Annotated in this window: 25 protein-coding genes; 3 read left to right on the top strand and 22 right to left on the bottom strand. The window is 52.9% G+C overall.

Annotated features, from left to right (window positions below):
* Positions 1-503 precede the first annotated feature (503 nt).
* Both COHPA_RS0117150 and COHPA_RS0117145 read right to left on the bottom strand, forming a co-directional pair.
* Positions 504-725: a hypothetical protein gene (locus tag COHPA_RS0117150; protein ID WP_027087394.1), complete on the bottom strand. Its 222-nt coding sequence runs from the start codon at positions 723-725 to the stop codon at positions 504-506.
* Positions 726-875: 150 nt separating this feature from the next.
* Positions 876-1,484 (bottom strand): stage II sporulation protein M, encoded by a 609-nt coding sequence (locus COHPA_RS0117145; RefSeq protein ID WP_027087393.1) that lies wholly within the window; start codon positions 1,482-1,484, stop codon positions 876-878.
* Between the two features lie 124 nt (positions 1,485-1,608).
* On the opposite strand from COHPA_RS0117145, the gene pdaB reads away from it, so the two are divergent.
* On the top strand, positions 1,609-2,403 hold the full coding sequence (gene pdaB / locus COHPA_RS0117140) for a polysaccharide deacetylase family sporulation protein PdaB (RefSeq protein WP_027087392.1): 795 nt from the start codon (positions 1,609-1,611) through the stop codon (positions 2,401-2,403).
* Here pdaB and COHPA_RS0117135 read toward each other — a convergent pair.
* Positions 2,400-3,014, bottom strand: a complete 615-nt coding sequence (locus COHPA_RS0117135; RefSeq protein ID WP_027087391.1) for a KinB-signaling pathway activation protein — start codon at positions 3,012-3,014, stop codon at positions 2,400-2,402. The genes pdaB and COHPA_RS0117135 overlap by 4 nt on opposite strands.
* Positions 3,015-3,231: 217 nt before the next feature.
* On the opposite strand from COHPA_RS0117135, the gene gerD reads away from it, so the two are divergent.
* Positions 3,232-3,921: a spore germination lipoprotein GerD gene (gerD, locus tag COHPA_RS0117130; RefSeq protein ID WP_027087390.1), complete on the top strand. Its 690-nt coding sequence runs from the start codon at positions 3,232-3,234 to the stop codon at positions 3,919-3,921.
* 63 nt (positions 3,922-3,984) lie between these two features.
* Here gerD and COHPA_RS0117125 read toward each other — a convergent pair whose 3' ends face one another.
* From COHPA_RS0117125 to cysD, 4 genes are all read right to left on the bottom strand, one after another.
* On the bottom strand, positions 3,985-5,109 hold the full coding sequence (locus COHPA_RS0117125; RefSeq protein ID WP_027087389.1) for a P-loop NTPase: 1,125 nt from the start codon (positions 5,107-5,109) through the stop codon (positions 3,985-3,987).
* A 34-nt stretch (positions 5,110-5,143) separates the two neighbouring features.
* Positions 5,144-5,872, bottom strand: coding sequence for an N-acetylmuramoyl-L-alanine amidase CwlD (gene cwlD / locus COHPA_RS0117120; protein ID WP_035121191.1), 729 nt, complete (start codon positions 5,870-5,872; stop codon positions 5,144-5,146).
* Between the two features lie 138 nt (positions 5,873-6,010).
* The gene (locus COHPA_RS23695) at positions 6,011-7,615 is read right to left on the bottom strand and encodes a sulfate adenylyltransferase subunit 1 (RefSeq protein WP_027087387.1); all 1,605 of its coding nucleotides are present in this window, start codon (positions 7,613-7,615) and stop codon (positions 6,011-6,013) included.
* Entirely contained in the window at positions 7,615-8,511 is an 897-nt protein-coding gene (cysD, locus tag COHPA_RS0117110) for a sulfate adenylyltransferase subunit CysD (protein WP_027087386.1), read from the bottom strand. The genes COHPA_RS23695 and cysD overlap by 1 nt, the downstream gene beginning before the upstream one ends.
* A 208-nt stretch (positions 8,512-8,719) precedes the next feature.
* On the opposite strand from cysD, the gene COHPA_RS0117105 reads away from it, so the two are divergent.
* Positions 8,720-9,751 (top strand): LacI family DNA-binding transcriptional regulator, encoded by a 1,032-nt coding sequence (locus tag COHPA_RS0117105; protein WP_027087385.1) that lies wholly within the window; start codon positions 8,720-8,722, stop codon positions 9,749-9,751.
* Positions 9,752-9,834: 83 nt separating this feature from the next.
* Here the strand turns inward: COHPA_RS0117105 and COHPA_RS0117100 are convergent, their stop codons facing one another.
* The 15 genes from COHPA_RS0117100 to rplO all read right to left on the bottom strand — a co-directional run bounded on the left by COHPA_RS0117100 (position 9,835) and on the right by rplO (position 19,072).
* Positions 9,835-10,527 (bottom strand): phosphoadenylyl-sulfate reductase, encoded by a 693-nt coding sequence (locus COHPA_RS0117100; protein WP_027087384.1) that lies wholly within the window; start codon positions 10,525-10,527, stop codon positions 9,835-9,837.
* A gap of 163 nt (positions 10,528-10,690) precedes the next feature.
* Positions 10,691-11,083: a 30S ribosomal protein S9 gene (gene rpsI / locus COHPA_RS0117095; protein WP_027087383.1), complete on the bottom strand. Its 393-nt coding sequence runs from the start codon at positions 11,081-11,083 to the stop codon at positions 10,691-10,693.
* 21 nt (positions 11,084-11,104) lie between these two features.
* The gene (gene rplM / locus COHPA_RS0117090; protein WP_027087382.1) at positions 11,105-11,542 is read right to left on the bottom strand and encodes a 50S ribosomal protein L13; all 438 of its coding nucleotides are present in this window, start codon (positions 11,540-11,542) and stop codon (positions 11,105-11,107) included.
* A 255-nt stretch (positions 11,543-11,797) separates the two neighbouring features.
* Entirely contained in the window at positions 11,798-12,619 is an 822-nt protein-coding gene (gene truA / locus COHPA_RS0117085) for a tRNA pseudouridine(38-40) synthase TruA (protein ID WP_027087381.1), read from the bottom strand.
* A 153-nt stretch (positions 12,620-12,772) separates the two neighbouring features.
* Complete coding sequence (gene rplQ / locus COHPA_RS0117080; RefSeq protein WP_027087380.1) at positions 12,773-13,138, bottom strand: 50S ribosomal protein L17; 366 nt, start codon at positions 13,136-13,138, stop codon at positions 12,773-12,775.
* Positions 13,139-13,201: 63 nt separating this feature from the next.
* A complete protein-coding gene (locus COHPA_RS0117075) occupies positions 13,202-14,146 on the bottom strand; it encodes a DNA-directed RNA polymerase subunit alpha (protein WP_027087379.1) in 945 nt (314 codons plus the stop codon).
* A 175-nt stretch (positions 14,147-14,321) separates the two neighbouring features.
* A complete protein-coding gene (gene rpsK, locus COHPA_RS0117070) occupies positions 14,322-14,720 on the bottom strand; it encodes a 30S ribosomal protein S11 (protein ID WP_027087378.1) in 399 nt (132 codons plus the stop codon).
* 18 nt (positions 14,721-14,738) lie between these two features.
* Positions 14,739-15,107, bottom strand: a complete 369-nt coding sequence (gene rpsM, locus COHPA_RS0117065) for a 30S ribosomal protein S13 (protein ID WP_027087377.1) — start codon at positions 15,105-15,107, stop codon at positions 14,739-14,741.
* Between the two features lie 20 nt (positions 15,108-15,127).
* Entirely contained in the window at positions 15,128-15,241 is a 114-nt protein-coding gene (rpmJ, locus tag COHPA_RS0117060; protein ID WP_003333770.1) for a 50S ribosomal protein L36, read from the bottom strand.
* A gap of 87 nt (positions 15,242-15,328) precedes the next feature.
* Positions 15,329-15,544: a translation initiation factor IF-1 gene (infA, locus tag COHPA_RS0117055; protein ID WP_035121186.1), complete on the bottom strand. Its 216-nt coding sequence runs from the start codon at positions 15,542-15,544 to the stop codon at positions 15,329-15,331.
* 2 nt (positions 15,545-15,546) lie between these two features.
* A complete protein-coding gene (locus tag COHPA_RS0117050) occupies positions 15,547-15,897 on the bottom strand; it encodes a KOW domain-containing RNA-binding protein (RefSeq protein ID WP_027087375.1) in 351 nt (116 codons plus the stop codon).
* Between the two features lie 15 nt (positions 15,898-15,912).
* A complete protein-coding gene (gene map / locus COHPA_RS0117045; protein ID WP_027087374.1) occupies positions 15,913-16,659 on the bottom strand; it encodes a type I methionyl aminopeptidase in 747 nt (248 codons plus the stop codon).
* Positions 16,660-16,665: 6 nt separating this feature from the next.
* Positions 16,666-17,310 (bottom strand): adenylate kinase, encoded by a 645-nt coding sequence (locus COHPA_RS0117040; protein ID WP_027087373.1) that lies wholly within the window; start codon positions 17,308-17,310, stop codon positions 16,666-16,668.
* 26 nt (positions 17,311-17,336) lie between these two features.
* Positions 17,337-18,629, bottom strand: a complete 1,293-nt coding sequence (gene secY, locus COHPA_RS0117035) for a preprotein translocase subunit SecY (RefSeq protein ID WP_027087372.1) — start codon at positions 18,627-18,629, stop codon at positions 17,337-17,339.
* A complete protein-coding gene (gene rplO / locus COHPA_RS23690; RefSeq protein ID WP_035119594.1) occupies positions 18,629-19,072 on the bottom strand; it encodes a 50S ribosomal protein L15 in 444 nt (147 codons plus the stop codon). The genes secY and rplO overlap by 1 nt, the downstream gene beginning before the upstream one ends.
* Between the last annotated feature and the right edge of the window lie 35 nt (positions 19,073-19,107).

Here is a 19,107-nt window from a genome sequence, read left to right as displayed (position 1 = left end):
CCAGGCTTGCGTATCCGGTCTTAGCATTCGTTTCCGAATGTTATCCCGGTCTTGTGGGCAGGTTGCCTACGTGTTACTCACCCGTCCGCCGCTAAGCTATCCCCGAAGGAATAACTCCGCTCGACTTGCATGTATTAGGCACGCCGCCAGCGTTCGTCCTGAGCCAGGATCAAACTCTCCATAAAAGTTGAACCTTTATCGAAGAGCCTTTCGGCTCAATCTGTATTGCTGGTTTGTTCACCGAAGTGAACGTTTTATTACCGTAAATTACGCTCGATGTTCAGTTTTCAAAGAACAAGCTTTATTGCATTTTCGTGGCCACCGCGTCAGCGGCGACCTTTATAATATATCACGGCGGCCTACTCGATTGCAAGAGGTAATTTCTACCTTCTTTCATTCTTTCGTATGTTATCGCCGTGCGTTAGCCCGCTTTAAGTGGGGCGAAAGATAATTTAACACAGATCAATGTAGCAGGTCAAGCCTTTTAGCAAACCTTTTTTCATTTATCTTTGCTGCCTTAACCCCGTCGCGTATCTAGACAGCTCTCTAGGAGGCGCAATGCGCGCATACATACGGAAGATGATCTTATATCGCTTGGAGATGGCCTCCTTAACGGGACCGTCCAACCGGCGATCGCTCATGTCGAGCAGCATTTCGTCCATTTCCTTGCGCAGCAGATAGTCGAGCTCTTTACATTCTTTATCCGTGAACATCATTCCAAGCATAAGGCGCGAATCCTCCTGTATAAAAGCGGCATGTACCGAAGCATCAGTATCGACGACGATAAGGACCCGCTTCCGGCATCGTTTTACTGTTATGCTCTTTTTTGCCCGCCTTTATGTCGGTGTATTCGCGCCTAAAACAACTTTATATCGCTAAGTCGCCAGCCAGTACGTTACCGTGCTCTCGACGAGTGCCGCGATCAACAGCAAGACGACGATCGCGATCAATCCCGGGATGGCCCCGATCGCCGTCCTTGCGAACGGCCTCCAAGGCTCATCCTTGCCGGTTAGGGAGCGGCTGACTCCGCGAAGGAACGTCAGTCCGAATCGGATGCCGAATGCGCATGCCAAGAACACCGCGCTGAGCTCGAAGACGCCGTGAGGAAGAATCCCCTTAACGACCGCAAGCCAGACGTTCTGATCGTTCCAAGAACTTAATTTGAGCACATAACCCAACAACAAACCGTTCGTAACGAGCACGACGATCGGCATAATGGCGCCCATGATGCCGAATCCCATCGCCATTACGCACGCGAGAAGGTTTTTCCCGATGAGAATGAAGAACATCGTCCGCTCCGGCGTATCCGAGCCCTCGATCTCCTGCCTGATTTCATCGAATTGCTCCAATTGCCCGTTCATCCAATCCACCTGCGTATCCGTCGCTCCGCCGACGAATGCGCTGGCGAAAAACAATAAGCAAGCGAAGACGAAGTACCTCCGCGATTCCTTCCACGTTAGCAGCAAGCCCTGACGCGTAAACATCCCGCTTCCTCCCTATCCCATGAATAACTAGGTCGAACAAGCATACATTGTAGTATACGAGCCTGGCCAAGCCTAATAGCCGGGCGGTCATCATTCTATTCCGGAAAGGAGCCGGTCATTCCCCATGAACTACTTTTTCGTATTTAATGGACGGCGCATCAAAAGGATTCTGTTCCTCGCTTTGTCCGCATTGCTGTCCATCGCCGTTATATGGGTAGAGAAAGATAACCTGAGCGTGTTCGCTCCCCATCCGCCTGCCGCCATCTATAGCGTGCCGACGGACCGCAAAATCGTTGCCCTTACGTTCGACATCAGTTGGGGCGACAAACGAGCGGAGCCCATTCTCGAAATTCTGAAAAACAAAGGGGTCAAGAACGTCACGTTCTTCCTTTCATCCCCATGGAGCAAGACGCACCCGGACATCGTGAAGAAAATCGTCGACGCAGGTTATGAAATCGGCAGCCACGGACATAAGCACGATAACTACAGCCAATATAGCGATACGGAAATCCATAAACAGATCTCGGTCGCGGACGGTATTCTCAGAGAGATGACGGGCAAAAGCCCGAACCTGATCCGCATGCCGAACGGCGATTTCGACAAGCGCGTGCTCCGCATCGCCGAGTCCCTCAATTATAAAGTCATCCAATGGGATACCGACTCCCTCGACTGGAAGAACCCGGGCGTGAACACGATCGTTCAGCGAGTCGTAACCAAGGCGCATCCCGGAGACATCATTCTGATGCACGCGAGCGACTCCTGCAAACAGACGCACGAAGCCCTTCCGACGATTATCGATCAATTAAGGGCCAAAGGCTACGAATTCGCGACCGTCTCCGAGCTGGTCGACCAGACCGACACGAAGGGCAAAACGGTCGAGGACCGTTCGGCCTGGAACGAGCTGGCTATGCTGGATTAACTCGCGCTGGAGGCCTGTGCCGCCGATTGCGGCGTACGGTCCAGAATGCGATGCAGTCTCATGATTTGATACGAATTGCACACGAATAACGGAACCATCTGGAAAATAAGCGAAGGCATGTTGCCCGTCCGGAATGCCGGGACCGATTCCAACGTCGTAATCGCAACGAGGAAAAACACCGTTGGAACCCAAGCGCCGGACGATGTTTCATGCGTTTTTCTCCATGCGACCAGCAAAGATGCGGCGAGCAAGATCAGAGGAACGGCCCAGAACGTGTATGCCGGGAAATTCGTGTCGTACGTCCAATAACCGATCTCGAAGACGACGAACGCCGCAATTATGCCTTGCGTCATCAACCAAGTAAAAGGACGTTTGAATATGCTCCGAGCAATGTAGTTCAACATCAAATAAGCGAAAAAGCCCATATGAGAAAATGCGCCGAATGTAAGTCCGCCCAGCGCCATCAGACCGATATTAACGAACCAATTCTCCGTGCCCTTTACCTGAAATTCTTGATCGGTGGCCATAAGCGCAATGCCAGCGAGGGCTGCCATCAACGCGCCGATCAGAATCGTCGTACCGAATAAGGTCATCCATTTGCGTATGTTCAAAGCCGTTTTCCTCCTCGATGAATACAATCTTCGTCGGGCTCGAACGAACTCACCCTCGATGAATACAATCTTCGTCGGGCTTGAACGAACTCACCCTCGATTTGGTCAACCTTCATTTTACCATGATCCAGCGAAAAAGCCATGAACCCCCCTTATATTCGCCCTTTCCGCGTCGCATACTACGTCCATAACCCTAAGGAAGGGAGTATTGGCTTGAATGCAAACACGGTTGCTCCGCCTTTGCGTAGTGTTCGGAATGGTGACGGCTCTTGCCGCATGCGGCCCAGAATCGAGCGGCAACAGCGGCAGCCAAGTCAGTTATAAAGAGGTCAAATCGATGGTCATCGATATTCTCGGGTCGGAAGAGGCTCAGAAGGCGCTCGAAAAAGCATCGACCGCCCAATACGGGGAAAGCACGCTGCAAATGAAAAGCATGACGCCCCAAGACCAAGAGCAAGTCCGGATCGCGGTCAAAGACGTGCTAACGTCTCCCGGCTATACGACCGTTCTCGAGAAACTCATGAAGGATCCGAAATTCGCCGGCGAATTCGCTAAAGCAGTCAGCAAAGATAATAAACAAATTCATAAAGATTTGCTGAAAGATCCCGGATATCAACAAGAACTGACCGAAATGTTCAAAGCGCCCGAGATGCAGAAAATCATAACCGATTCCATGAAATCTTCGGACGTGCGCAAGCTCGTTAACTCGGCGGTTACCGAATCGATGCAAAATCCGCTGTTCAAGCTTGAAATCATGAAGCTCTTGCAATCGGTGGTGAAGGATGAACTGACTCCCGACACGGAGAAAAAGAAATCCGAAGAAGGCGGGGACAAAGGCTCGGAAAGCGGTGGTGAAGGCGGTGACGGCGCAGGCGGCGGTGACGGCGGTGACGGCGGCGGACAATAAACGGCAAAGCCTCGGGAAATCCGGAAAGATCCGGGTCTCTCGAGGCTTTGTTCATGACTGGAATTATTGCCCGCACTTAGCGATCACTGCGTGAGCGAGTTCCAAATAGGCTTTGCCCATCTCCGTATCGGCCTTGTATACCGATGGCGAGTAGTCCGGCTCAAGCGGATGATTGTCAGGCGCTCCGAGCGGGAATTGGGCGAGCAGGTCCGTATGCAGCGTCTCCGCCAGCTTGCCGCCGCCTCCTCTGCCGAATATATAATCGCGTTCGGTAAGCGAAGGATGCTGGTACCAAGACATATTCTCGACGACCCCGATAATTTCGTGGTTCGTGCGAATAGCCATCGAGCCTGCGCGCGCCGCGACGAATGCGGCCGTCGCATGAGGCGTCGTTACGATGATTTCCTTGCTTTGCGGAAGCATCTGGTGAACGTCGAGCGCGATGTCGCCGGTGCCCGGCGGTAAGTCGAGCAGCAAATAATCAAGCTCGCCCCACTCCACTTCCGAGAAGAAGTTGCGGAGCATCTTGCCTAGCATCGGCCCGCGCCATACGACCGGGCTATTATCTTCCACGAAAAATCCCATGGACATCACTTTGACTCCGAAGCGTTCGACCGGCTTGATTTTATCTCCGACTTGCTCCGGCCGCACGTCGATCCCCATCATGTCCGGGATGCTAAAGCCGTAAATATCGCTGTCGATGACCCCTACTCGCTTCCCGAGCCTCGAGAGCGCGACCGCCAAGTTGACCGTAACCGTAGATTTGCCTACGCCGCCTTTGCCGCTGGCGATCGCAATGAATTCGACGCCGCTGTCCGGGTGCGTGAGCGACAGCTTCTCCAGCCCCGCTCCATGCCCTTTGATCGGTTGCTGCGACGCCTTCTGGGCGTTATCGGGAGCTTGCGCCTCCTGTTTGCCCTGGACGTCTCCCAGCTCTTTCTCCGTCATCGTACGGACGCGAATGTGCGGCTGGGCGATTCCGATTCTAGCCAGCGCCTCCTGCAGTTCCTTGTTCAGTGGAGCCGTATAATGCTCGACGTTGCTCTCCGGATGCAGCACCAAGGTAAGCGAAACCGAATTGTCGCGAATAACGACGTCCCGGACAAGTCCGAGATCGACGATGCTTCGTTTCAACGTCGGCTCGATAATATAATGCAGTGCCTGATTAACCTGATCTTTGGTGACCATCGACTCGACCCCCGTATGGTAAGCATATAACGTATTATAGCACAGGCTTGCCCTTTTCACCTGAAGCGTAACGGAGAATTCCCCGATAGATCGCGGTCGCTACTTTGCGTTGATACTGTTCGTCGGCCAGCAGATTCGCTTCCTCCGGGTTGGACAGAAACCCGACTTCCACGAGCGCGGTCGGCATCGTAAGCTGCTTCAACAGATAGACCGTGTCCGCCTTCTTGGCGATTCGATTCGTATTCCCGAGCGATTCGCGAATTTCCGTCTGAATGACATCCGCAAGCCTCTCGTTATCCGGATTGGACGGGTAAAAGAAGGTTTGTGCGCCCGACCATCGCGGAGACGGCATCGCGTTCATATGAATGCTGATCGTTAAATCGATTTTCTTATCGCCGCTCAGTTGCTCGACTCGCCGCATCAGATCCTGCGTCTTCCTGCGGGCGATCTCCTTCGTCTCCGGTTTTGCCAGATCGTAGTCTCCTTCGCGCGTAAGAATCGCGAGCGCGCCCGCCTGCTGCAAATAATCCCTCAAGTACAGAACGATCGCGAGATTGAGATCCTTCTCGATCTCCCCGCTTTTGGAGACTGCTCCGCCATCGATTCCGCCATGGCCGGCGTCCAGCGCGATTACTTTTCCCGCCAGCGGGGTAGACCAATGGCTCCACGTGCGCGATGTCGGCATCTCGCTTAAGAATGCCGTTCCGGTCACCGCGACGAGCAAAGCGACGATTCCGATCCGAATCCATCCGCGGCGCGTCATCCAGACGACCAGCCGCTTGCGCGTTAATCTGTCCCACAGCTTCGAGCTTTGTTCTCTATACACAAAAAATCCACCTCGTCCCGGGAAAACTCCCTACATCTTATGGGACAAGGCGGATATTTATGAGTGATGAATGGCTTATGCTTTATTTCGCACGAGAATATTACGGTATTTCCCAAAGTTTCCGGCTATGCCGTACCCTGCTTCCAATCCGTTCGGATCAAGCAAAGGCACTTGCGGGTCGCGAGGGCCGAAGCCTGTAAATAGGCCGCCGCGGATATTAGCGAAGCCCGCATCCGACTGCAGATCGAAATCGGAAGGGTATGCGCATTGATCGCTTTGCAGAGGAAGCGCGTCTCCTTTGTTGTACGTTGCAGACGGATGTTTGTGCCGCAGTACCATATTCACATCGGGCTCATACCAGAAGCTGTCGAACAGATTGACTTGCAGCTTGGCATCGCCGTCTTGTAAGAAGACTCCGTCCTGATTCTCGTTGCCTACGGATACGACTACGCCGCATGCCGCCGTGGCATGCGTGACACGGTCGATCAGAATAAGCGCGCCCATCGTTCTATGCAGCGCGAATTCATCGACAACGAGCGGTTCGGAGACGACGATATCGCAGCTGACCAGCTCGTTCTTGACCGCTGTAGCAGTCGGAAGCAAGCTGCCGTTATTGACGTCTACCTTATGGTGCAAATCCGTCACTACGGCGGGCAGCATCTTCGTGCCTAGCTTAATCCAGTATTCCTTGCTCGGAACGAGCTGTTGTTCATCCATCCACAAGAGCGTTGTCGTGAGGGTGGTTGATGTTTGCAAGCTTGCATCCTTGGACAGCACGCAACCGCGCGAAACGTCGACTTCGCGATCCAACTGAATCGTGACAGGCTGCCCGGCGACAGCGTTGTCCACCTTCTTCTCTCCGATGTGAACGGACTTCACGATCGCCGTTTCGCCGCTTGGCAGAATCGTCAGCGTATCGCCGACTTTAACATTGCCTGCCTCGATCTGTCCTTGGAAGCCGCGGAAGCTGTGATCCGGACGGCTCACCCGCTGAACCGGCATGTAGAAGCCGACTTCGGTGGTATCTGTGGAAATATCCACCGTCTCTAGATGCTCCAGCAATGTCGGACCGTTATACCATTCCATATGGCTAGAACGTTTCGTCACGTTATCGCCCTCGGTAGCCGAGACGGGAATGATCACCGTATCTTCCAAACGAAGCTCGTCGCGAAGCTGCTGAATATCCTCCGCAATGTTCAGGAACCGCGTTTGATCGTAGCCCACAAGATCGATTTTGTTCACCGCGAATATGAAATGCTTAATTCCCATCAACGCGCATATACGGGCGTGGCGACGGGTTTGGACCAGAACTCCCTGTTTGGCGTCGATCAATATAATGGCTAAATCGGCAAAGGCTGCGCCGACGGCCATATTGCGGGTATATTCTTCATGTCCCGGCGTATCGGCAACGATAAAGCTTCGTCTGTCGGTATTGAAGTAGCGGTAGGCAACGTCAATCGTTATCCCTTGTTCACGCTCTGCCATCAGTCCGTCAAGCAGCAGCGAATAGTCGATCGCTCCGTTTCGGCTGCCAACCTGACTGTCCAGCATAAGAGCCTGTTCTTGATCGGCGTACAGCATTTTGGAATCGTATAGGATATGACCGATAAGCGTTGACTTGCCGTCGTCCACGCTGCCGCATGTTATAAATTTAAGAAGACCGCTCTCTGGTTGACTCATTAGAAATACCCCTCCCGTTTGCGCCGCTCCATGCTGCCCGCAGCTTCCTTGTCAATGACGCGGCTTGTGCGTTCGGAAGTCGTTGCCGACAGCGTCTCTGCGATGACCTCATCCAGCGTATCGGCTTCCGACTCGACCCCGCCTGTGAGAGGGTAACAACCTAACGTACGGAACCGCACCTTTTTCATCTCGGGAGTTTCTCCCGGCAGCAGCCGCATGCGGCTATCGTCCACCATAATAATATTGCCGTCGCGATAAACAACCGGACGTTCAGCCGCAAAATACAACGGAACAATCTCTATATTCTCGCGCAGGATATATTGCCAAATGTCCTTCTCCGTCCAGTTGGAGATCGGAAAAACGCGCATGCTTTCACCCTTATTGATACGGGTATTGTATAGCTTCCACATTTCAGGACGTTGGTTTTTAGGATCCCACGTATGCTGTTCGTTCCGGAACGAGAAGATACGCTCCTTGGCGCGGGACTTTTCCTCGTCGCGTCGTCCGCCTCCGAAAGCGGCGGTGAACTGATACTTCGTCAGGGCCTCTTTGAGCGCCTGCGTTTTCATAATGTCCGTATAGGCCGAACCGTGATCGAACGGATTAATGCCCTGAGCAATAGCAGCTTCGTTGCGGTGAACAATCAGGTCCACGCCAAGCTCCTGCGTTTTACGGTTACAGAACTCATTCATTTCGCGGAATTTCCAGCCCGTATCGATTCGAAGCAGCGGAAATGGCGGTTTTTCGGGGTAGAAAGCTTTCAGCGCGAGATGAAGCATGACCGACGAATCTTTACCTATCGAATAAAGCATAACCGGGCGCTCGCATTCAGCGGCAACCTCCCGGAAAATGTAGATCGCCTCTGCCTCAAGTTTATCCAAGTGTGTCAGCGACAAGTGTATCACTCCTATATGGCCAATATGAATCAGCACAATGTTCATCTAAGTATATGTATTTTCGACTTGGGTGACCAGTATTGATTACGCAAACGTTTTACTTGATTATTTCGCAAAATTTGCGTTCGATTTGCGCAAACTCGCTTTTCATTTGCGTTAAAACCAGCTATCATAACCAATAAACATGCAGGAACGCGAGGGAAGTCTAATGACTTTAAAGCAGATCGCGAATATGGCGGGCGTATCTATCTCAACGGTATCGCGCATTTTGAATTCCCCTGACAACAGCTTCGCTACGAAAGAAGTTCGCGACAGGGTTTGGAAGTTTGCGAGAGAAACCGGCTATGTACCGGATCGGAATGCCAGAGAGCTCAAGCTTGGCCGACGTACGCTCCGCAGGTCGTCCCCTCCTTCCATCTCGTGTATCTTGGGGCGCACCAGACAATTGGATGACGATCCTTTCTTTGCGCAGATGTCGCGTGCCATCGAACAGCAAGCGATGGACCTGGGTTATGCCGTCCGTCATTCTTATTCGCTCTTCGATATCGAAGCCGATACCTTGCTTGAACAGATCGAATCCTCGCATACGGACGGCGCAATCATATTAGGCCGGTTCAGTAACGACAGCATGAGCTTTCTAGAAAAGCATTATAAAAATTTGGTTTATGTTGGGCGCAATATCATTGCTGTCAACTGTGATCAGGTCATCTGCGACGGGTATGAAGCTACCGAAATCGCGATGATGCACCTGATTGCGAATGGACACAAACGAATCGGATATATCGGCGAGACGTTAAACGAGGTAAGGTATGAGGCCTACTGCGATATCGCTCGCAAATACGAATTGGAATACTCGGATCACTGGGTGAGCAACTGTCCGCAGAACGGTCCCGGCGGCTACCAGGGAGCCGAGGAGCTGCTGGCGAAAGCTTCCCCGCTACCGACTGCGGTATTCTGCGCGACCGACATTGCGGCAATAGCCGCGCTGCGACGATTCACGGAGGCCAAAATCAAGGTGCCCGAGCAGTTATCGATTATTAGCATGGACAATATCGAGCTGTCCGGTTATGTATCTCCGATGCTGACGACCGTAGGAATGCCGATCGTCGAAATGGGGAACTGGGCGGTTCAGCTCTTAATCGAACGTCTTAGCAAGCGCCACAAGCTGCCGGCCAAAGTGTTCCTGCCGAATAAGCTGATTATTCGGGAAAGCGTCGCAAAGAGAATTATTATAGGTTAATCCCCTTGAACAATCGAAGCAGTAATACAATTCGGCCGTCAAAGCGCCATGAGGCACTCTGACGGCCGAAAACCGTTCTAGCCTTACTTATGCAGACCGCACTCTGTTTTCTCATTACCCGACCAGCGACCCGCGCGCGGGTCTTCCCCTGGCATGACCGGTCGCGTGCAGTGCTCGCAGCCGATGCTCGGATAGTTCTGATCGTGCAGCGGGTTGTAAGGTACATTGTTCTCGCGGATATAGTTCCAGACGTCTTCGGATGTCCAAGATGCGATCGGATTGAACTTCACGAGGCCGAACTTCACGTCGTACTCGATCTTCTTCGCATTGGCGCGGGTTGGCGCCTGATCGCGGCGAATACCGGTGATCCAAGCTTCGTAGCGGCCCAATACGCGCGTGAGCGGATCGACCTTGCGAATGTTGCAGCAAGACGTCGGATCGCTCTTCCACAGTTCGTCGCCGTGTTGCGCGGCCTGCTCTTCCGGCGTAATCAACGGCTTCATCTCTACGAAATTCAAGCCGTATCTCTCGATCAACTTATCGCGCGTCTCGTACGTTTCCTTAAAGTGAAAATCGGTATCGAGGTAGAAAATGTCGGTTTTCGGGCTTACCTTCTGCAGCATATCGACGAGGACGACATCTTCCGCTCCGAAGCTGCACGCGAACGTGATATTCGGGAACGTTTCGACCGCCCATTGTATAATCGCCTCTGGCGTCTCATTCTCCAGTTCGACTTCCATCTTTCGGATTAACGCTTCTTTTTCTAGCAAGTTCATAGCCATGGCCCTCCCTTATAAACCCAAGTAACTTTATATGAATTAATTATACGACTTCGTGCCCGTTAGTTCAATTAGAATTAAAATGCGGATGCCACGTACCCATCATATGCCTAAGTACGCAAAAATGCCTTTCCCCGAATGGAGAAAGGCATTGTTCGAATTAACGTTTGGAGAACTGAGGCGCGCGACGAGCAGCTTTCAAGCCGTATTTCTTACGTTCTTTCATGCGTGGGTCGCGAGTCAGGAATCCTGCTTTCTTAAGGGCAGAGCGAAGTTCTGGATCCGCTTTGAGCAAAGCACGGGAAATACCGTGACGGATTGCGCCAGCTTGGCCGGAAGTACCGCCGCCATGAGCGAGGATGTGGATATCGTATTTAGTGACCGTATCGGTCAGGTTAAGCGGTTGTTTAACGATCAGCTTCAACGTTTCGAGGTCGAAGTAGTCGTTGATTTCGCGTTTGTTGATAACGATGCGGCCTTCACCCGGCACGAGACGAACTCGCGCAACGGAGTGCTTCCGGCGACCCGTTCCAATGTATTGTGCTTGAGCCATTCGTAAGTCCTCCTTTATTGATTATCCGCGAAGTTCGTAAACTTCAGGTTGTTGTGCTGCATGTGGATGCTCGGCGCCTGCGTAGACTTTAAGCTTGCCTTGCAGTTGGTGGCCGAGTTTGTTGTGCGGAAGCATGCCATATACCGCAAGTTCAATGATGCGGGCAGGCTTCTTGTTCAGCATCTCTTGAGCAGTCGTCGTCTTGAGACCGCCTGGATAGTGAGAGTGCGTGTAGTATTTCTTCTGTTGGAGCTTCTTGCCCGTCAATACGATCTTGTCGGCGTTGATAACGACTACGAAATCACCCGTGTCGACATGAGGGGTAAATTCAGGTTTGTGTTTGCCGCGGATAAGAGCAGCTACTTCGCTTGCGAGACGACCGAGCGTTTGGCCGGCCGCGTCGACCAGAAGCCATTTGCGCTCGACTTGGTTCGTCTTAGCCATGTAAGTGGTACGCATGTAAGATCCTCCTTTGGGGGTTATGCCATACTAGCCCTGCTTGTATGTGATCCATCAGTTCCGTCTAATTCGTTTCATTAGTTGTTTGGTCGTGATTTCGCTGACGCATGATCGATTATCCGATCTAGGGAGAAACCGATGCCTCATACACAGCAAAATAGCGTGTCGATTCTTCACTTGGGGCCGTGGGTAGCCGTGAAGAAAGCACAAAATATATTGTACATGATATAGACGATATGCGCAAGCAATAATTATTCAGGAATCATACGCGACTTCCCACAGCGTTAATCCGTGCGGCATCGCCGTCGGTCCGGCTTTGGCCCGATCGCACGCTGCCAAGATCGTCGCGATATCTTCCGGTTGGCGTTTGCCTTCGCCGACCTGGATAAGCGTTCCTGCGATAATGCGAACCATATTGTATAAGAATCCGTTGCCCGTAATATACAGGTGTGCTACCCCTCGTTCTTTGCCGGGGTATTTCGCGCCATCCCAGGCTGCGGAATGATAGGCGTTAGGAACGCCGAACTCGATCTGTGCAGGCTTCTCGACTTCAATCCTAGCCTCGAGAACGGTTCGGACGTGACTCGGCTTCGTCGACAACGGCGAAGTGAACGAAGAGAAATCGTTCTCTCCGAGCAGATGCACGAGCCCGCTGCGCATCGCCTCCAAGTTCAGCGGCGCGGGATGATGAAATTCATATCTGCGACGGAACAGATCCGGAATCCGATTGCAGTTGATCGAGTAGCGATACGTCTTGCGAACGGCGCCGCGTCTCGAGTGGAAGTGATCGGGGACGTCGAAGGCAGACTGTACGACGATATCTCCCGGCAGTCTCGAGTTAAGGGCGATGGCCCAGCGTTCGGCAGGTATGCTCGACTCGGTACAAAAGTTGGCGACTTGGCCTCTCGCGTGAACGCCGGCATCCGTTCGGCCGGAACCGATGAGCTTCACCCTCTCGCCCGACAACGCGAATATGGCGTCCTCCAGCTTATCCTGAATCGTATTGCCTCCAGGCTGGCTTTGAAAGCCGAAATAGTCGGTTCCGTCATAGCTGATGAGCAGTCCGATATTACGCACCGGCACGCCTCCTCCCTGCAATCTCCAACAAAAAAAGGATGATCCGAATGCATGATTCGGTCCATCCTTCCCCTGGTCGTCGACTTAGCCGACTGCACACCCTGCTGGCCGACTTATTCGACTGCTCGGGCATGCATCCTGTTTGCTCCGCTCTTACGCGCGGTCTACAAGCTCGAGATACACCATCGGAGCGGAATCACCGCGGCGAGGCCCAAGCTTCAGAATGCGAGTATATCCACCTGGACGTTCCGCATAGCGCGGCGCCAAATCGGAGAACAGTTTTTGGATGGCGTCTTGATCACCGTTAAGGGTCTCACGACGCACGAATGCTGCTACCTGACGACGCGCGTGCAGGTCACCGCGTTTAGCGAGAGTAATTAACTTCTCGGCGATGGAGCGGACTTCCTTCGCTTTCGCTTCGGTCGTCTGAATGCGCTCGTTCAGGAACAGGTCGGTAACCAAATCACGGAACAAAGCTTTCCGCGAGCTGGAATCGCGACTCAGTTTTTGATAAGCCATCTGTTTTCCCTCCCTTGTACGTGATGATCGCTCATCACTTGCTGCTATCTCTCATTCACGATGCTATTCCTCGAAACGCAGGCCGAGGCCCAGCTCTTCGAGCTTCTCTTGTACTTCCTCGAGGGATTTACGGCCCAGGTTACGAACCTTCATCATGTCCTCTTCGGTTTTCGTGATCAGCTCTTGAACGGTGTTAATGCCGGCGCGTTTGAGGCAGTTGTAGGAACGGACGGAAAGATCGAGCTCTTCGATCGTCATCTCGAGCACTTTCTCTTTCTTGTCCTCTTCCTTCTCCTTCATCGTTTCCGTGTCTTTGGCTTCATCCGTCAGGCCGACGAACAGCGACAAATGATCCGTCAGGATCTTGGCGCCCAAGCTAACCGCTTCTTCCGGCCGAATGCTTCCGTCCGTCCATACTTCGAGCGTAAGCTTGTCATAGTTCGTCACTTGGCCGACGCGGGTATTCTCGACTTGATAATTCACGCGCGTAATCGGCGTGTAGATCGAATCGATTGGAATAACTCCGATCGGCTGGTCTTCCTTCTTATTGCGATCCGCCGGAACGTAACCGCGTCCCTGTCTAGCGAAGATGCGCATATGAAGTCTGCTGCCTGCGGCAAGCGTAGCGATATGCAGATCCGGATTAAGGATCTCCACGTCGCTATCCGCCCGGATATCTCCAGCCGTGACTACGCCATCGCCTTCCGCGTCGATCTCAAGCACTTTCTCCTCGTCGGAGTGAATCTTGAGGGACAATCGCTTCAGGTTGAGGATAATTTCCGTCACGTCTTCCATGACGCCCGGAATCGTGGAAAATTCATGAAGCACGCCATCGATCTGTACCGATATGACGGCTGCGCCCGGCAAGGACGACAACAGAATTCGGCGAAGAGAGTTACCCAGCGTCATGCCGTAGCCGCGCTCAAGCGGCTCAACGACGAATTTGCCGTATCTCTTATCGTCTTGAATTTCCACCGAATCGATTTTTGGTTTCTCGATCACTATCACAACCATAACCTCCTTCGAACGTCGCCAGACGTTGCCGATTGCTCACCCTGAATGCATTCATTAAGCGCTCATTGCATGAGGCTAATTGTTAATCGGGTAAACCATGTAGTATGCCTAACCGTTACAACCATTATTCTCAAGTTGTTCTTGTTTGATACCACAGGAGCAACGCGGCTTATACGCGGCGGCGCTTCGGAGGACGGCATCCGTTATGCGGGATCGGAGTCACGTCTTTGATCATGCTGACTTCAAGACCAGCGGCTTGAAGCGAACGGATCGCGGCTTCGCGGCCGGCGCCAGGACCTTTAACCATGACTTCTACGAGACGCATACCGTGCTCCATCGCAGCGCGCGCTGCAGATTCCGCTGCCATTTGGGCTGCGTACGGCGTGCTTTTGCGGGAGCCTTTAAAGCCAAGGTTGCCGGAGCTCGCCCAGGATACCGCATTGCCGTGCGGATCCGTAATCGTCACGATCGTGTTGTTGAACGTCGAACGGATATGTGCAACGCCCGAATCGATATTTTTCCGGTCACGACGCTTGGTACGAACGACTTTCTTGCCTTTTTGTGCCATGTTTATTAACCCCCCTTATTACTTCTTCTTGTTCGCTACTGTACGACGAGGACCTTTGCGCGTACGCGCGTTCGTCTTCGAACGTTGACCGCGAACCGGGAGGCCGCGGCGATGACGGACGCCGCGGTAGCAGCCAATCTCGATCAGTCGCTTGATGTTTAGTGCAATTTCGCGACGCAAGTCGCCCTCGACCTTTTGCGATTTGTCGATCGCTTCACGAAGCTTTGCAAGCTCGTCTTCAGTCAGATCGCGAACGCGTGTGTCGGGATTGACGCCCGTAGATGCAAGCAGCTTCTGGGAAGTGGCTTTGCCAATTCCGAAGATGTAAGTGAGGGCGATTTCTACGCGTTTGTCGCGTGGAAGGTCAACACCAGCAATACGTGCCATTAATGAGCACCTCCTCTAGATTAGCCTTGTTTTTGTTTATGTTTCGGATTTTCGCAGATAACCATCACGTTGCCTTTGCGACGAATGACTTTGCATTTTTCGCAAATCGGCTTGACCGAAGGTCTCACCTTCATGATAATGTCCTCCTTATTTGTGCGGTCAATAGTGTGAGCCTCTGGCGCCACGGATTGACCGTCACGCTTTCGGTAGACCGGACGAACTTATTTGCGGTAAGTGATACGGCCCCGCGTCAGATCATAGGGCGACAGCTGGATGACAACTTTGTCTCCCGTCAGAATACGGATGAAATGCATCCGAAGCTTCCCGGAAACATGCGCCAGAATCTGATGTCCGTTCTCGAGTTCTACCTTGAACATCGCATTCGGCAGCGGTTCAATGACCGTTCCTTCCACCTCGATGACGTCCTCTTTGGCCACCGTCATTCTCCTTTCTCTTCAGCATGCGCATCAAGTGCGAGCTCCGGAGCGTTCTCCGAAGTCCGTCCTTCATTCGTCACGTGTTCGAATTGTCCGATAGCGAACCGGAGCTTCGCGTTCGTAACGCGTCCGGTATCGCGAATGCTATTCGCGACTTCATCGCTATGGAACCCGAGCGGTTCGAGATGCAGCACGTTTTTGCGTTTGGGCCGATCGAATCGGCGGTTGCCGCCGTCAGCCACGAGCGCGAATCGCTCATCAACGATGGAGATTACGACTAGCAGTTCTCCCTCGTCTCTTCCACGCCGGCTTCTCACGATGTCTCCGGGTACGAGCTTCACGTTTAGCGTCATTGCATTCACCTAGCTTTACGCACGGGTTAGGATTTCGTACCCGTCTTCGGTTACGGCAATCGTATGCTCGAAATGCGCGCACAGCGATCCGTCGACCGTGACGACGGTCCAATTATCGGATAGCGTCTTCACGTAGCGTTCTCCTACGACGACCATCGGTTCGATCGCAAGGGTCATCCCCGGTTTGAGCCGCGGCCCGCGGTCCGGAATACCGTAGTTCGGAATTTGCGGTTCCTCGTGGAGGTCCTTGCCGACTCCGTGTCCTACATACTCCCTGACCACCGAGAAACCTGCTTCTTCGATGACTTTCTGAATGCCGTGCGAGACGGTAAACAGTCGAACATCCGGCTTGACGAGCTCAAGCCCCGCATAGAGCGATGCTTCGGTCACGTCGAGCAGCCGTTGCGCTTCATCGGAGATGCGACCGACGCCGTAGGTCCAAGCGGAATCGCCATGGTAGCCTTTGTACTGCGCGCCGATATCGATGCTGATGATGTCGCCTTCTACAAGCTTCCGAGGTCCGGGAAACCCATGGACGAGCTCCTCGTTCGTGGAAGCGCATATGCTGGCTGGAAAACCGTTGTAACCTTTAAAAGAGGGGAAGGCGCCTTGGCTTCGAATATACGTGTCCGCTATCCGGTCCAATTCGGCGGTAGTGACGCCAGGCTGGATAGCCTGCTTCATCAAACGATGAGTTTCCGCCACGATCCGCCCGGCTTCGCGCATCAAGATCAGTTCTTTCTCAGACTTGCATACGATCATGGCCGATTACCCTCTGAGAAGGGAACCGATGTCGGCCGTAACCGCGTCGATGTCCTTCTCCCCGTCTACTTCGCGGAGCAATCCTTTGTCGCCGTAATACTTCAGAAGAGGAGCCGTCTTGCTCGTATACTCGTCAAGACGCGTGCCCACTTTCTCCTCCGTATCGTCGGAACGCTGGTACAGCTCTCCTCCGCATTTATCGCAGATGCCTTCCTGCTTAGGCGGATTAAATGCAATATGATACGTCGTGCCGCAAGATTTGCAAATCCGTCTGCCCGTCAGGCGAGCGAGCAAGAAGCTCCGATCGACCTTCAGGTTAATGACGTGATCGATTTTGCGACCCATATCGTTCAGCATACCATCTAAGGCTTCGGCTTGCGCAATCGTCCGCGGGAACCCGTCCAGAAGAAATCCTCCGGCGCAGTCGGGCTCGGCGAGACGATCGCGTACAATGCCGTTCGTCACTTCATCGGGAACAAGAAGGCCTTGGTCAACGTACTCTTTCGCCTTCAATCCAAGCGGCGTACCCTGCTTCATGGCTAAACGAAACGCATCACCGGTGGAGATATGCGGAACGCCGAATTGTTCGACGATCCGCTCTGCCTGCGTTCCTTTACCGGCGCCAGGAGGCCCCATAAACAAAATGTTCATCGCTTGTTCCTCCTGTCGTCTCGCTGTTACTTATTGATAAACCCTTTGTAGTGACGTTTGATAAGCTGGCTTTCGATCTGCTTCATCGTTTCGAGCGCAACGCCGATTACGATCAATAGCGACGTGCCGCCGAGTTGGACGGTACGAGGCAAATCCGCAAGCGCGCCGAAGAATACCGGCAGTACCGAGATCAATGCCAAGAAGATCGCGCCCGCTAGCGTGATGCGAGTGATAACGCGCATCAAGTAGCCTTGCGTCGGCTTGCCTGGACGAATGCCCGGAATGTAGCCGCCGTTCTTCTTCATGTTGTCCGCAAGCTGCTGCGGGTTGAACTGCACGAACGTGTAGAAGAACGTGAAACCGATAATCAGCAATACGTACAGCAACATGCCGAGCGGCTTGTCGTAGTACAGGTGATTGATGATCCATTGCGCCCAATTGCGATCGGCCCAGAATTGAGCGATCGTGATCGGGAACATCAGAAGCGATACCGCGAAGATGACCGGGATTACGCCAGCGCCATTGACCTTAAGCGGAATGTGCGTGGATTGGCCGCCGTACATTTTCTGTCCGACTACCCTCTTAGCGTATTGAACCGGAATCTTGCGTACGCCTTGTTGAATGAAGATAACCCCTGCAATAATCAGAATGATTACTATCAGGATAATGGCAACCTTCACGACATTAAGGAAAACTTGGTCCGAATTCGCGAATTGATCCGCGTAGATATCGCGAACGTGCTTAGGGATTGCAGCAACGATTGCGGCGAAGATCAGAATCGAGATTCCGTTGCCTACGCCTTTTTCGTTGATTTGCTCGCCTAGCCACATCAGGAAAGCCGTACCCGCGGTCAATACGATCGCAATCATGAGGTAGGTCGAGATCGACGAGTCGATAACCATACCGTACATGCGGTGGAATCCGATGGCCGTTGCAAAGGCTTGGATAAGCCCCAGAATGACCGTCCCATAACGTGTAACCTGCGCCAACTTGCGCTTGCCGTTTTCGCCTTCTTTTTGCCATTCAGAGAACTTCGGAATGACATCCATAGAAAGCAGCTGAACGATGATCGAAGCTGTAATATACGGCGTGATCCCTAGCGCAAAGATGGAGAAGTTGAACAGAGCACCGCCGGAGAACGTATTTAGCAGGCCGAACAAATCGCTGCCCGATTCTCCAGCCTGCATGAGAGCGTCCTTGTCAATGTTCGGGACCGGAATAAAGGCACCGATGCGATAGACCAACAGGATGAAAAGGGTGAACAGGATCTTCTTGCGAAGGTCCATGACTTTCCAAATGTTAGTGACGGTCGCAAACATTAGATCACCTCGGTTTTACCGCCGGCGGCCTGAATTTTCTCAATCGCGGATTGAGAAAACTTGTGAGCTTTTACTGTCAGCCCTACGTTCAGTTCGCCATTGCCCAGAATCTTGATGCCGTCTTTCGCGTTTTTCAGAATGCCCTCGGAAAGCAGCAATTCTGGGGTAACTTCCGTACCAGCCGCAAAACGGTTCAGTTGGTTCAGGTTAACAATTGCGAAGTCATATGCAAAACGATCATTGTTGAAGCCGCGTTTCGGAACTCGACGGTAAAGTGGGTTTTGACCACCCTCGAATCCAGGACGAACGCCACCGCCGGAGCGAGCGTTTTGCCCTTTATGACCGCGACCGGACGTTTTGCCGAGACCGCTACCGGCACCGCGTCCAACGCGCTTGCGCGTCGAAGTTGCGCCAGCATTAGGAGCAAGCTCATGCAATTTCATCGTACGTCGCACCTCCTTGAGAGTTATGCTAATTC

The sequence above is a fragment of the Cohnella panacarvi Gsoil 349 genome, assembly GCF_000515335.1.
GTDB classification, from domain to species: domain Bacteria; phylum Bacillota; class Bacilli; order Paenibacillales; family Paenibacillaceae; genus Cohnella; species Cohnella panacarvi.
The sequence above is the reverse complement of the archived record's forward strand: the minus strand, read 5'-3'. Positions and strand labels throughout refer to the sequence as shown.

What these genes read in the sequence shown, in the direction of transcription:
- COHPA_RS0117150 (WP_027087394.1), bottom strand. Translation starts at nt 725, where the DNA reads ATGCTTGGAATGATGTTCACGGATAAAGAATGTAAAGAGCTCGACTAT.
- COHPA_RS0117145 (WP_027087393.1), bottom strand. Translation starts at nt 1,484, where the DNA reads ATGTTTACGCGTCAGGGCTTGCTGCTAACGTGGAAGGAATCGCGGAGG.
- pdaB (WP_027087392.1), top strand. Translation starts at nt 1,609, where the DNA reads ATGAACTACTTTTTCGTATTTAATGGACGGCGCATCAAAAGGATTCTG.
- gerD (WP_027087390.1), top strand. Translation starts at nt 3,232, where the DNA reads ATGCAAACACGGTTGCTCCGCCTTTGCGTAGTGTTCGGAATGGTGACG.
- COHPA_RS0117125 (WP_027087389.1), bottom strand. Translation starts at nt 5,109, where the DNA reads ATGGTCACCAAAGATCAGGTTAATCAGGCACTGCATTATATTATCGAG.
- cwlD (WP_035121191.1), bottom strand. Translation starts at nt 5,872, where the DNA reads ATGACGCGCCGCGGATGGATTCGGATCGGAATCGTCGCTTTGCTCGTC.
- COHPA_RS23695 (WP_027087387.1), bottom strand. Translation starts at nt 7,615, where the DNA reads ATGAGTCAACCAGAGAGCGGTCTTCTTAAATTTATAACATGCGGCAGC.
- COHPA_RS0117105 (WP_027087385.1), top strand. Translation starts at nt 8,720, where the DNA reads ATGACTTTAAAGCAGATCGCGAATATGGCGGGCGTATCTATCTCAACG.
- COHPA_RS0117100 (WP_027087384.1), bottom strand. Translation starts at nt 10,527, where the DNA reads ATGAACTTGCTAGAAAAAGAAGCGTTAATCCGAAAGATGGAAGTCGAA.
- rpsI (WP_027087383.1), bottom strand. Translation starts at nt 11,083, where the DNA reads ATGGCTCAAGCACAATACATTGGAACGGGTCGCCGGAAGCACTCCGTT.
- rplM (WP_027087382.1), bottom strand. Translation starts at nt 11,542, where the DNA reads ATGCGTACCACTTACATGGCTAAGACGAACCAAGTCGAGCGCAAATGG.
- rplQ (WP_027087380.1), bottom strand. Translation starts at nt 13,138, where the DNA reads ATGGCTTATCAAAAACTGAGTCGCGATTCCAGCTCGCGGAAAGCTTTG.
- rpsK (WP_027087378.1), bottom strand. Translation starts at nt 14,720, where the DNA reads ATGGCACAAAAAGGCAAGAAAGTCGTTCGTACCAAGCGTCGTGACCGG.
- rpsM (WP_027087377.1), bottom strand. Translation starts at nt 15,107, where the DNA reads ATGGCACGTATTGCTGGTGTTGACCTTCCACGCGACAAACGCGTAGAA.
- rpmJ (WP_003333770.1), bottom strand. Translation starts at nt 15,241, where the DNA reads ATGAAGGTGAGACCTTCGGTCAAGCCGATTTGCGAAAAATGCAAAGTC.
- COHPA_RS0117050 (WP_027087375.1), bottom strand. Translation starts at nt 15,897, where the DNA reads ATGACGCTAAACGTGAAGCTCGTACCCGGAGACATCGTGAGAAGCCGG.
- map (WP_027087374.1), bottom strand. Translation starts at nt 16,659, where the DNA reads ATGATCGTATGCAAGTCTGAGAAAGAACTGATCTTGATGCGCGAAGCC.
- COHPA_RS0117040 (WP_027087373.1), bottom strand. Translation starts at nt 17,310, where the DNA reads ATGAACATTTTGTTTATGGGGCCTCCTGGCGCCGGTAAAGGAACGCAG.
- secY (WP_027087372.1), bottom strand. Translation starts at nt 18,629, where the DNA reads ATGTTTGCGACCGTCACTAACATTTGGAAAGTCATGGACCTTCGCAAG.
- rplO (WP_035119594.1), bottom strand. Translation starts at nt 19,072, where the DNA reads ATGAAATTGCATGAGCTTGCTCCTAATGCTGGCGCAACTTCGACGCGC.